The sequence below is a fragment of the Nocardia gamkensis NBRC 108242 genome (assembly GCF_001612985.1).
GTDB classification, from domain to species: Bacteria; Actinomycetota; Actinomycetes; order Mycobacteriales; family Mycobacteriaceae; genus Nocardia; species Nocardia gamkensis.
In genome coordinates, this window is record NZ_BDBM01000092.1 from 1 (window position 1) to 11,616 (window position 11,616).

At 61.7% G+C, this 11,616-nt stretch carries 9 protein-coding genes and 3 pseudogenes; 6 read left to right on the forward strand and 6 right to left on the reverse strand.

Features of this window, described 5'->3' with window-relative positions; translation table 11 throughout:
* The first annotated feature begins 181 nt into the window (after positions 1 to 181).
* The gene (locus tag NG1_RS37305; protein WP_157114415.1) at positions 182 to 2,272 is read left to right on the forward strand and encodes a hypothetical protein; all 2,091 of its coding nucleotides are present in this window, start codon (positions 182 to 184) and stop codon (positions 2,270 to 2,272) included.
* 460 nt (positions 2,273 to 2,732) lie between these two features.
* Here the strand turns inward: NG1_RS37305 and NG1_RS34510 are convergent.
* Together NG1_RS34510 and NG1_RS38695 are read right to left on the reverse strand one after the other, a co-directional pair.
* Positions 2,733 to 3,214, reverse strand: a pseudogene (locus NG1_RS34510) (transposase); the annotation flags it as partial.
* Between the two features lie 31 nt (positions 3,215 to 3,245).
* Positions 3,246 to 3,404 (reverse strand): annotated as a pseudogene (locus NG1_RS38695) (IS30 family transposase); the annotation flags it as partial.
* A gap of 72 nt (positions 3,405 to 3,476) precedes the next feature.
* Here NG1_RS38695 and NG1_RS37970 point away from each other — a divergent pair.
* Together NG1_RS37970 and NG1_RS37975 are read left to right on the forward strand one after the other, a co-directional pair.
* The gene (locus NG1_RS37970) at positions 3,477 to 3,941 is read left to right on the forward strand and encodes a helix-turn-helix domain-containing protein (protein ID WP_217275411.1); all 465 of its coding nucleotides are present in this window, start codon (positions 3,477 to 3,479) and stop codon (positions 3,939 to 3,941) included.
* Between the two features lie 172 nt (positions 3,942 to 4,113).
* Positions 4,114 to 4,794: pseudogene (locus NG1_RS37975) on the forward strand (IS3 family transposase); the annotation flags it as partial.
* Between the two features lie 3 nt (positions 4,795 to 4,797).
* Here NG1_RS37975 and NG1_RS34525 read toward each other — a convergent pair.
* Entirely contained in the window at positions 4,798 to 5,979 is a 1,182-nt protein-coding gene (locus NG1_RS34525; protein ID WP_245660183.1) for an IS30 family transposase, read from the reverse strand.
* A 341-nt stretch (positions 5,980 to 6,320) separates the two neighbouring features.
* Here NG1_RS34525 and NG1_RS34530 point away from each other — a divergent pair, with 341 nt between their 5' ends.
* Positions 6,321 to 7,505 carry a DUF4062 domain-containing protein gene (locus NG1_RS34530; protein ID WP_062978043.1) on the forward strand — a complete coding sequence of 395 codons (1,185 nt, stop codon included), beginning with the start codon at positions 6,321 to 6,323 and terminating at the stop codon, positions 7,503 to 7,505.
* Between the two features lie 43 nt (positions 7,506 to 7,548).
* Here the strand turns inward: NG1_RS34530 and NG1_RS36215 are convergent, their stop codons facing one another.
* Genes NG1_RS36215 through NG1_RS34540 form a run of 3 tightly spaced genes read right to left on the reverse strand, consistent with a single transcriptional unit; the run spans position 7,549 to position 8,705 of the window.
* The gene (locus tag NG1_RS36215; protein WP_281218408.1) at positions 7,549 to 7,770 is read right to left on the reverse strand and encodes an IS3 family transposase; all 222 of its coding nucleotides are present in this window, start codon (positions 7,768 to 7,770) and stop codon (positions 7,549 to 7,551) included.
* Positions 7,771 to 8,418, reverse strand: a complete 648-nt coding sequence (locus NG1_RS34535; protein WP_168434289.1) for an IS3 family transposase — start codon at positions 8,416 to 8,418, stop codon at positions 7,771 to 7,773.
* A gap of 8 nt (positions 8,419 to 8,426) precedes the next feature.
* Complete coding sequence (locus NG1_RS34540; RefSeq protein WP_062978044.1) at positions 8,427 to 8,705, reverse strand: transposase; 279 nt, start codon at positions 8,703 to 8,705, stop codon at positions 8,427 to 8,429.
* Positions 8,706 to 8,874: 169 nt separating this feature from the next.
* Here NG1_RS34540 and NG1_RS34545 point away from each other — a divergent pair, with 169 nt between their 5' ends.
* Together NG1_RS34545 and NG1_RS34550 are read left to right on the forward strand one after the other, a co-directional pair.
* Complete coding sequence (locus NG1_RS34545; protein ID WP_063910509.1) at positions 8,875 to 10,509, forward strand: ISL3 family transposase; 1,635 nt, start codon at positions 8,875 to 8,877, stop codon at positions 10,507 to 10,509.
* A gap of 134 nt (positions 10,510 to 10,643) precedes the next feature.
* Entirely contained in the window at positions 10,644 to 11,549 is a 906-nt protein-coding gene (locus tag NG1_RS34550) for an IS5 family transposase (protein ID WP_062978045.1), read from the forward strand.
* Positions 11,550 to 11,616: the final 67 nt, after the last annotated feature.

The window sequence follows — 11,616 nt, forward strand, 5'->3', positions numbered from 1 at the left end:
CCGAGCGGGACCCTGTTTCAGGCTGTGCCACAGGTGTGAAGCAGGTAAGATCGCTTGAGCTGATGAATATTTGAGGAGCATACAGCCCAGATTAGCTGGGGTACTTACTTTTTGACGTGACGGTCACCGAGTATGCGCATACCGCGGCAGACGGTGATAGCCCGAGGCAGACAGGCACAACGTGGATCGTGAGCAGAACTACTTCGATGCACTGCTCGCAGACTACGTTGCATCACGCGACGATGAGCGTGAGCTAAACAATCAATTGGTCGGCGTCTTCAGCGGGGTTGTCGCAACACTGACACTTTTCGGTGCATTCGTCACATTTGTCGGTAGCGAGAAGCCAACCATCAGAATTCCAGACGAGGCAGCAGCGACGGTCCCGCTAATCCCGCTAGCTTTGGGATGCATGCTACAAATCACCTCATCAATTGCGACGGCCCGCAGCTTTTACGGTCGCGCGATAGAGCGAGAACTCTCGACGATGCTTCCGGCCACAATACCTGACCTAGCCGGATACCCGCACCTCAAAGCCCTTACGTATCGCGAGATGATCGTCGAGCTGAACTCTCTCAGTCGCGGATTCCGAATTCCGCGATTCTTGCAAATAACGGCAATCATTTCGCTTCTCTTCATTTTTGTCGTTTTAGTTTGCTACATGGCGCGCGACTACGCCTTCTATCTACAATTCACGATGCTCGTCGTATACGGCCCCATAGTGACGCTGCTAGCAGTCGAAGGGTTAAATGCGACCGTCCGCGGTCGCACATATTTTCTCAAGCTAGTAAAAGACACCCGGGTCCGACGGACTTACTCATTGCTACCGGAGACGCGTCCCTCCTTAGATGAGCGCTCACTTTTTTCGTATTTGCTGCTGCCCCGGCCAATGGACTTGAGCAAGGCGCTCTTCTTTCTTATCGGAGTCCTCGTTTTAGTAGCCATCCAACCACCGATACTTCAAGTTCCATTTCTCGTCCCAAGGGCACTCGTACTGTGGTTCATTCTCGAAATCCTGATGTACCAAGGGCGCTATCAACTCAACGACCTCAGGGGGCTTAGTGAAGATCAGGAATCACCAGCAGCGGCCCAGCGCGGACGGATCCCAACTCTAGCCGTCGGCTCAAGAATCGCAGCCTTTGCGACCCTAGGTGCTATATTCATACGATTCGCACTAGTAATTATATTATGCGGTCTACCATTCATCTCGTTCTTCCATCATGTAGCGCCAATGGCAATTGGCGTCATCACCTTGGCCATTGTGTACGAGAGAGTGCGCAGCATAGAGCGCAACTGTTTCGATACTAGCACCGATGGCCAAGCATCCATCGGTGCCGGGTGGACGGTAATAGCCCTGGTCGGCCTCGGATACCCCCTTCGAACCATTCTAGGGCTCACGTTGCCCCAAACTACCGGCGGCGGTCGAGATATCCCCTGGGATTGGAAATGGCCATGGAATTCGACTCTTCCCGGCGAAGATGGATGGCGACCCCCATCATTTCATTTCGACATTCCCATGAGGCTGGTCACCGAACTCGGACTCTATACATTCTGGCTCGGCATCGTTTTTGTATCCATGACATGGTGCCTGGAAGGTGGCACCTACGTCAATCGGCGGCTCAGATTGAACGGCAGAACGATCCACTTCACAAAGTCCAGCATAGGCCGCAAGTCTCACCTGCTGATCCTCCTGAGGCAGACTCGCTCAAATGTAGCCTACGGGCAGCCCCTATTCCTCGCCGGACATCGACAGTATCAATTCGACGGACCAAGAAATCGCTGGCTGAACCGCAACAGCAAGCCCTTTGCCGTATGGAATATTGGCCTGACTTGCGCAACTTTCATGGCAGTTATTCTTACAGCCGAATTGTGGGACATCGGGTACGAGATAGGACAATTACTCTATTGGGTCACCGCCGCAGCAACCGCGGCCGTCCTCGTAGTGTGGCAACTGCTGCCGCCGAGAGCAGGGAATTTATTCTCAGGAATATCGCTAGCGTTGGTTGCCGCATCTGCGGTTGTCGCATGTGTCGATAGCCCACGACGAATGATGGACTCTTTGCCACTTTGCGCTACCATACTCACCTTTGCACTTTCTGTAGCGGCATTCCTCGTTCCAACCTTCATGTATCGAATGTTTCACGGCATATCGTACGACGACCTAAAGTTGCCGCCGTTTCTCAGTGCAGCCAGCATCAACAAGATCCCTGGAATGGTATTCGCCCTAATTGTTGGAAGGCGCCTCGCACGCACCCTCTGGCCGCCCACGCCATAGCGACGAGCCGCGCGGGCGGACTATCGATCCCCAAAGGCACGAGGCGCACACCTCGCACTCGTCGACCCTCACCGACAGAGCATCGCGTCGACAGGCTGATGCCCCGCCGTGAGCCAACACCTAAATACACCGGCTAATAGGCGAACACGCCCGGCTCCACCCGGACGCAGAACATCGACCATCCCCTACACCACGTGCAACGAACCGCTACAGCAGTAAGCCGCATGTGGCCGGACCCGACTCGACTGTCACCTCCTTCGCGCCCGGCACCACGGGACCGAACTTCGACCAGGACGTCTGGGACTTCACCCGGCCGCCGATCTCGCCAACTACATGGCGGCCTCGCACAAACGCTGGAACCTGGCCGCGATCCGAAACCCACGGTGACGCATCGTGGGACTGCTGCACGATCAGGTGACAAATTTGACCTGCCCCACCGGTTGGGTTCCAGTCGCGGTGGCTAACTGACAGCGCGGACGGTGTCGTTGTCGAAGGATAGTTCGTGTTCGATCGGAGTTCGGTAGTCGAGCGCGGAACGGCGGCGTTGGCGGTTGTGGAAGATCTCGATGTATTCGAAGATCGCGTTGGCCAGCTCGACCCGGGTGTTCCACTTCTGGCGGTTCAGCAGCTCTATTTGCATTGAGCCCCAGAAGCTTTCCATCATCGCGTTGTCCAGGCCGTCGCCGACAGTGCCGAACGAGGGCACCAGGCCCGCGGAGCGGATCTTCTCACCGAAGACCCAGGAGGTGAACTGGGTGCCGTGGTCGGCGTGCACGATCGCTCCGGGCTCCGGGCTCCGGGCTCCGGGCTCCGGTTGCGGATGGCCACGTCCAGGGCGTTGACCACCAGGGTCGAGTCCTGCTTGGAGTCGAGGGACCAGCCAACGATCAGCCGACTGAATGCGTCCAGGACCGCGGCGCAGTAGACCCATCCCTCTCTGGCTTGGATTCCAGCAATCGTCGCAACGGTCTGACTACGAGGCGTCCAGTAAAGCAGCCAACCGCTCGGCAGGGGTGTCCCAGTCCAGTGCTTTGCGGGGTCGGCCGTTGAGTTCGTCCGCGACTGCTTGGAGCGCCGCAGTATCATGAGCTCGCAGGTCACTGGTCCGTGGGAAGTATTGGCGCAGAACTGGAGTGGTCCCCTGAAGTTGGACACCGTAAGTGTCCATCCTCAGGAGAGCAGGCCGATGTACTCGGGAAGCACGTTGAGTCAGGCCGACGCCGTCTCGGCCGTCGAACTGTTTGAACAAGGCTTCACCGCGAAGTCCGCGTCCTTGTCGCTTGACCTGGCCCCAAACCCCGTTCAAATGTTGTACCAGCGATGGCAACTGAGAGGACGGGACGCGCTGGTGACGAGGGAACGCAGGCAGTACGACTTCGGGACCAAGCTCGAGATCGTGCTCCGTCATGTTGCGGGCGAGTCGGGACGGGCTCTCGCCGAGGAATACGGGCTCCCCTCGCCCAGCACCGTCGCGAACTGGACGAGTGTCTATCGACGGGAGGGCGAAGACGGGCTGCGACCCAAGAGGCGCGGCCGGCCTCCGGCCGATCGCGGAACCCCTGCACCGGAGAACGAGATCGAGACGCTGCGCAAGGAGAACGAGCGGTTGCGCGCAGAGGTCGCGTACCTGGGAAAATTGCGGGCCTTGAGGTCACAGGAACGACGCTGAAGGTTCACGCCGTCGAAGACCTCAAGGCGCAGTACCCGTTATCGCTCTTGCTGCAGATCGCGCACCTTCCCCGGTCAACGTTCTACGACCACCGGAACAGAATCGCCCGCGCGAATCGGCATGCTGAGCTGAAAGAAGCCATCCGTCAGGCCTTTGAAGACGCAGACGCGCGTACGGTCACCGGCGCATCCTGGCGATCCTGCTGCGTCGCGGTTGGCGGGTGTCGAAGAAGACCGCACTGAAATTGATGCGCACGCTCGGCTTGCAGTGCCCTGTGCGCCGTCGGCGGAGGTACAACTCCTTCCGGGGGGAGGTTGGCGAGGCGGCCGACAACGTGTTTAACCGCCAGTTCACCGCAGCGGTCAAGCACGCCAAGTGGGTCACGGACGTGACCGAGTTCGCGATCGGGGCCTCCAAGGTGTATGTCTCGCCGGTCCTCGACCTCTACGACAACCGGGTCATCTCTGCCGTGGCCGGGCCATCGCCGAGCGTGAAGATGGTCGACGATGGTCTGCGCACCGCAATCGACAGCCTGCAGCCAGGTGAGAAACCGCTGGTTCACTCCGATCAAGGATTCCTCTACCGCCACGCCCTCTGGCAGGACGTGCTCCGCGAGGCCGGCCTCACGCAGTCCATGTCTCGAAAAGGCACGTGCCTCGACAACGCCGTCATGGAAGGATTCTTCAGCCATCTCAAAGAGGAATGGTTCCGAATCCAGCAGCCCGCGACCATTGACGAGTTCCACGCCGGACTGGCCGACTACCTGCAGTGGTGGAACACGACCCGCATCCAACAACGGCTCGGCTACCTCAGCCCCGACGAGTATCTCGCCCAAACCTCCACTGCCGCATAAGGTTTAATTCCACGGTCCAACTTTCGGGGACCACTCCAGAACGCCATTGGTGTTTTCGTTGGTGCCGCGCTGCCATGGTGCGCCGGGGTCACAGAAGTAGACGGCCATGTCCGTCGCGGTGCAGAATGCTCGGTGCTCAGCCATCTCGGCTCCTTGGTCCCAGGTGAGCGTGTTGCGCAGAACCGCCGGCAACCTCGACACGGTTGCGACGAGGCTGTCGCGGACCGCGTCGGCGTTGCGACCCTTGGCGAGGTGCCCGAGCATAACGAACCGGCTGGACCGCTCGACCAGCGTCGCTATCGCTGATCTTCCGGTCGCACCGATGATCAGGTCGCCTTCCCAATGGCCGGGGACCACACGTGAGTCCGCCTCGGGCGGTCGCATCGCGACCGGTGTCATCGGGTCGACGAACCGGGGCCGACGAACGTTCGAATCCCGGCGGGGCTTGCGCGCTGCGCGGCCGCGGCGCAGCTGCCGGGCGAGCTCGCGCTTGAGCTCACCACGGGCGTGGACGTAGATCGCCTGGTAGATCGCTTCCGTGCTCACCCGCATGTCCGCCGCGTCAGGGAATTCCTTGATCAAACGGTTGCTGATCTGCTGTGGTGACCATTTCTTGTTCAGCTTGGCCTGAACGTAGTCGCGCAGCCGCGGATTGGCCAACAGCTTCGGCTGCCGGGGCCGCGATCTGCGTTGAACCGAGAGCCGATGCGCCGTATGAGGCAGATATCCACGCGATGACGCAGTGTTGCGGCGCAGCTCCCGGCTGACCGTCGATGGCGAACGCTGCAGTTGCGCGGCAATCTTCCGGATCGACATCCCAGCCCGATGCAAGTCACGCAGATGCTCCCGCTCGAGCAAACTCAAGTAACGCGGATGGATCACCTTCTCGACCCGATCAAGGTCGACCTTCCCACCGATAGCAGGGGCTGTGCGTGCCGAATTCACGTCGGCCAGTATCGGTTCCGGGTAACGCACGACCCGGCCGTCTGGGTAGATCCGGCCCAGGTTGATGATCGTGATGCCCTTGTCCCAGTCCGCGGCCGAGCGTTTGTCGGCCCCCATCCGTTTCGCCGCCTCAGCACGCGTCAGGCCCTCGGCCCGAAGCCGCAGAAACTCTTCCCGCCTCGGATTCACACGCCGCGCTGCTTCGCTGGTGAAGAAACTTACCTGGTGCGCCCAGGACAACCACGGTAAGAGATATCAATGAGCAGGCGCTTCCCAACTCCAGCCAACCGTCCGAAGGCCGAGGTCAGACCCAATTCCGGGTCATGCGCGTATAGGCCATCGGACGTATAGAGTCCTTGACGCCTGTCTAGGCATCGTCGAGCGCAAATTCATCGACCACGCCTGCTCCCGTGGGGGCTGTCCGCCGGTGCTCGAGGAGCATTCATCCAGTCGCAGCGGGAACTGTATGTGCCGATCAGTCTCGCCTACCGAGCCCTGTGTTGATGCGAAGACACCGTGACCCGTACCGTCACTTCCCGTGCGCCCGGCAATCGACAACCCAGATCTGCAACGATCTGTCAGTGCCTCAGCATTTCCGCATCTTTGTCGCCTCGCCGTCCGATGTGCGAGATGAGCGCCAAGCGATCTTCGAAATAGCGGCCCGAGTACCCTACGACCCGGTGCTACGCGGCAAGGTCACGCTCGAGATCGTGGCGTGGGACGGCCCGTACGGCTCGATACCCTTGCTAGCGACCGTGGACCCCCAGACCGCAGTCTCAGCAGGATTGCCACTGCCGTCGGAATGTGATGTCGTGGTCGTCGTTATTCACAGTCGACTCGGCACCCCCTTGCCATCGAAATACGCGAAAGACGGTGGGAACCGTCCTGTCACCGGGACGGAATGGGAGTACGAGGACGCAATTCGCGCCCATCACGCATCAGGAACCCCTGAGGTCTTGGTATACCGACGGGAGGGTCCGGTCTCTTTTGATCTCGATTCCACGACGGATGCCTCCATTGTGATGCAGGCACACCGCCAGATCCAGGCAGTCGAGGAATTCTTTTCCCGGCTCGAAGCCGAGCGTCGCGGATACAACAGATACAAGTCAGTGGCCGATTTCGCCGCGTCATTCGCCGAGCACCTGAAAGCAATCGTGCGTGCACGCTTGGACAACCCCACACCGGTTCGCTCGAGGGTTCTCGCAGCACTGGCTGACGGGAATGACGATGTCCCCAACAGCGAGCTCATCGGTTTCGCGGCAACCATACTTGAGGAGCCGCACCTTCGAATCATGGCGGTTGACCGACTCTCAGAGAGAGTCGTATCCGCCGAGCAAGCCGATATTGTGCAACTCAGAGAGTTGGCGCAGCAACTCATGACCACTCGGCACGACGAACTCGGCGAAGCAGGCATCAAGCTCGCCAAACGCCTTGTCACCGATGGCAAGGCACCGATCGCGTTCCTGCGGTCCGCAGCGACGAACCCCAAGTGGCGGGTCAAGTCGGCAACAGTCGCCATCACAAGGGGGTTCGACGACACCGCTGTCATCGATGTGTACGAGGGCATCGGCAAGGCACTGAGCTACTGGCGGCCGGTGCAGACAATTTCAGAGCACCTTTGCGAGATGGCGGAACGGTTGGACGATACCGACCGAGCACGAGCAATTCATATACTCCAAACGTTGTTGTCCAACCCTCGGCAATCGGCGAATCAGCAGACACGTCTACGAGAGGCCATCGCTCAACTCGGCGGTCAACCGACTTGATGTGAGGTTGGCCCCGGTTTCCCGGACGGGTTGGGTGTGATGCTCACGCGGCTGCGTGAGCGGGGGTGTGGGCTCTTTCGTGCTCTACGGGGCTGAGCATTCCGATCTTGGAGTGTCGTCTTCTGGGGTTGTAGAAGGTTTCGATGTAGTCGAAGATCGCGTTGGCCAGTTCCTGACGTGTCGTCCACTGCTTGCGGTCGAGCAATTCCAATTGCATTGTGCCGAAGAAACTCTCGACCATACTGTTGTCGAAACAGTCCCCGATCTATCCCATCGACCCGAGTAGCCCGGCGACGCGGATGCGCTGCCCGAACGCCCAGCTGGTGTACTGAGCGCCGTGATCGCTGTGGGCTATGGTCTGCCCGTCCGGCGGTCTGCGCCGCCAGCGGGCCATGTCGAGGGCTTCGCAGACCAGTTCGGCGCGTAGATGGTCTGCAATCGACCAGCCGACGATGCGCCGGGAGAACGCATCGAGCATGACCGCGCAGTACACCCAGCCTTCACTGGTGCGGTGCGCAGTCACGTCCATGCACCACAACCGGTCCGGACCATCGGCGCTGAAGCGGCGGTTGACCAGGCCCGGGTGCGGACTGGCCTGCGGATCTCGCGTGGTGCAGCCTCGGCGACGGCGGAAAATGCCGGTCAGCCCAGCGCTGCGCATCAGCCGGGCCACACGTTTGCGACCCACTCGGATCCGCTGACCGAGCCGCAGTTCGGCATGCACCCGCGGAGCACCGTAGGTACCGCGCGCCGCGATGTGGACCTCGGTGATCGTGGCGGTGAGTTCACGATCAGCGCGAGCACGCGCAGACTCGCCCCGCTGCTTCCACTCGTAGTACCCGGAGGTCGACACCTGCAGCACACGGCATAAGACCGTGACCGGAATGCCGGCTTCGGCCAGTTGCGCGACCACCGGGAACACTATTTTGGGAGGACGTTCTCCCGTGCGAAGTAGGCCGCAGCCTTACGCAGCCCCTCGTTCTCCAGTTCGAGTTGCCGAGTCTTGCGCCGCAACTCAGCCAGTTCCTTGCGTTCAGCGCTGGTCACGCCCTCCCGGGCGCCCTCATCGATATCGGCACGTCGCAGCCAGTTCCGCAGGCACGATTCCGAGATCCCCAAACCCTTCGCGACCTGACCGATCGGCTTGTCGCTGCTGCGTGCCAACTCGATCGCGCGCTGACGGAACTCCGGTGGTGTCAGCGCTCTTCGAAAATCGGATCTGGCACGCTTTCCGTGATTGACCCAGGCAAATTGCGTTCAGCAGCATGGTGTTTGATCATGTGCCCGGTGTTCAGAGATTGGGCCGTGGGCGGTCTTGTTCCCGCACCTGAACGGGCTGCGGATTGATGCAATCGGTGCGACGGGACCGGTGATCGGAATTACGGCCGAGACCGGCGACGGTCCGGTCGGGTGTCCGGAGTGTTCGATGCCGTCGAGGCGGGTGCACAGCCGCCACGAGCGGCGATTGTCCGACACTGCCGTGGGCGGGCGTGAGGTCATGATCCGGCTGCGGGTGCGGCGGTTGTTCTGCGACAACACCGATTGCGGCAGAGAGACTTTCGCCGAGCAGGTGCCCGAGTTGGCCGGGCGTCACGCGCGGCGCACCACGGTGTTGCAGCGGCTCTTGCACGCTGTGGCACTGGCCTTGGGCGGTCGCCCCGGTGCGCGGTTGACCCAGCATCTGGCCGCCGCGGTGAGCCGGATGACACTGTTGCGGCAGATCAGAGCGTTACCCGATCCGGCAGCGCCGGTCCCGACGGTGCTCGGCGTCGACGACTTCGCGCTGCGCCGGGGCCACCACTACGGCACGATCCTCATCGACATGCAAACCCGGCGTCCAGTCGAGGTCCTGCCCGATCGAACCAGGGAGACCCTGGCGAGGTGGCTGCGCGACCGTCCGGGCATCGAGATCGTATGCCGCGATCGCGGCGGCGCCTACGCCGAAGCTATCCGCTCGGGCGCCCCGAACGCCATGCAGGTCGCCGACCGCTGGCACATGTGGCACAACCTCGGCGAAGCGGTCGAAAGAGCAGTCACCACCCATCGTCGATACCTCGCGGCCGCCATCGTCGACGAGTCCGAACCCACGATGTCACCGCAACCGGCCACCACGCCAGCACCATCACCGATGCCATTGGGGCCGGCAGAGCGCACTGACCGAACCGCCGTGCGCACCCGACTGCGCCATGAAGCGGTGCATCAACTGCTCGCCGAGGGCCGCAGCATCCGCGGCATAGCCGCAGACCTGGGTTTGGCTCGCGGCACCGCCCGTCGGTTCGCCCGCGCTGCGAGCCCGGACGAGTTGCTGGTCCACAACCGGACCGGATTCCGTCGCAGCATCCTCGAGGACTACAAACCCTATCTGCACCAACGGTGGAACGAGGGCTGCAGCAACGCCACTCAACTGTTCGTCGAGATCAAGGCTCGTGGCTACCGCGGCAGCGACAAGATCCTGCGGAAATACCTGCACCAGTTCCGCACCGGCGACGAGGTCGCGCGGACACCGCCCAAACCGCCCACAGTGCGAAGAGTCACGTCCTGGCTCATGACCGATCCCGCTGGCCTCACACCCGACCAGCAGCGGCAACTCGACGCGATCCTCACCGCCAGCACTGAATTGGCGACACTGGCCGACCATGTCCGCGGCTTCGCCGACATGATGCGTCACCGACGCGGCAGCGAGCTGGAAGCCTGGATGAAAGCCGTCGACGCCGATGATCACCCCGCCCTGCACTCGTTCGTTCGCGGTCTACGCCGCGACCAAGACGCCGCGACTGCAGGGCTGACCATGGAATGGAACAGCGGCGCGGTCGAAGGCCACGTCAACCGCATCAAAATGATCAAACGCCAGGTGTTTGGTCGCGCCAACCTCGACCTGCTCCGCAAGCGCATCTGCTCAGCGACTGAACCATCCAGAGCAGCGAAATCACGGAAAGCGTGCCAGATCCCGGATTGGCGTTCCGTTGACATGAGTGGCACACGACTAGGGTCTGTGTCGAAGTGAGTTGAGGGTGGCACCGCTGGGCGGTGCCACCCTCAACTCGTTTGGTGAACGCTGTTGTCCGCGTTGGTAGATGGGTGAGGTCTCAGGTAGGTGGTTTAACGACCAAGAAAAACCGGAGACCTACCGGAGACCTCGTGAACAGCGTAACGGTGGCGGGGCGAGCGGACCTGACCGATGCTCAATGGGCGCGGTTGGAACCGTTGCTGTCCCCGAACAAGAAGGCGGGCCGTCCGCCGCAGTGGAAGAAACGGCAGATCATCGACGGGATCCGGTGGCGGACTCGGGTCGGTTGCCCCTGGCGCGACATTCCACCGCAGTACGGGTCCTGGTCGGCGGTGTACGGGTTGTTCCGCCGCTGGCAGCGCCGTGGCGTGTGGCTGGTGATCGTGAAGCTGTTGCAGGTCTTTGCCGAAGCCGGCGGCCGGATCCGGTGGCAGGTCAGTGTCGACTCGACGATCGTGCGGGCTCATCAGCATGCTGCTGGTGCCCGCCGCGACGGCGCCCGCCAGGCCGAACCACCCGGCGACTGCGGGAAATCCGAGCCGGCTGATCATGGTTTGGGCCGGTCGCGGGGCGGCTGGACGACCAAGCTGCATCTGGCGTGTGAGCAGAGCTGCCGCGTATTGGCGATACTCATCACCGCTGGTCAGGCGGGCGACAGCCCGCAATTCGCGGCAGTGCTGGATACGATCGAGGTCGCCAAGGCCACCGGTGGTCGCGCCCGCGTTCGGCCCGATCGCGTGCTGGCCGACAAGGCGTACTCTAGCCGCGCCAACCGAGACTGGCTGCGCCGGCGCGGGATCAAGGCCACGATTCCGGTACCGGCCGACCAGGCCCGACACCGCCGCAACCGCGGCAGCGCAGGTGGCCGGCCACCGGCTTTCGACCCGGTGCTCTACCGCGACCGCAACGTGGTCGAACGGGGCATCAACCAGCTCAAACAGCATCGAGCCGTCGCCACCAGATACGACAAGCTCGCTGTCCGCTATCTGGCCACCATCCACATCGCCGTCATCAACCAATGGCTACGGCATGAATGAGAGCGGCCAAACGGCCACCCTCACCACACTTCGACACAGACCCTAGATCTTCTCCAAGAGATGAAGT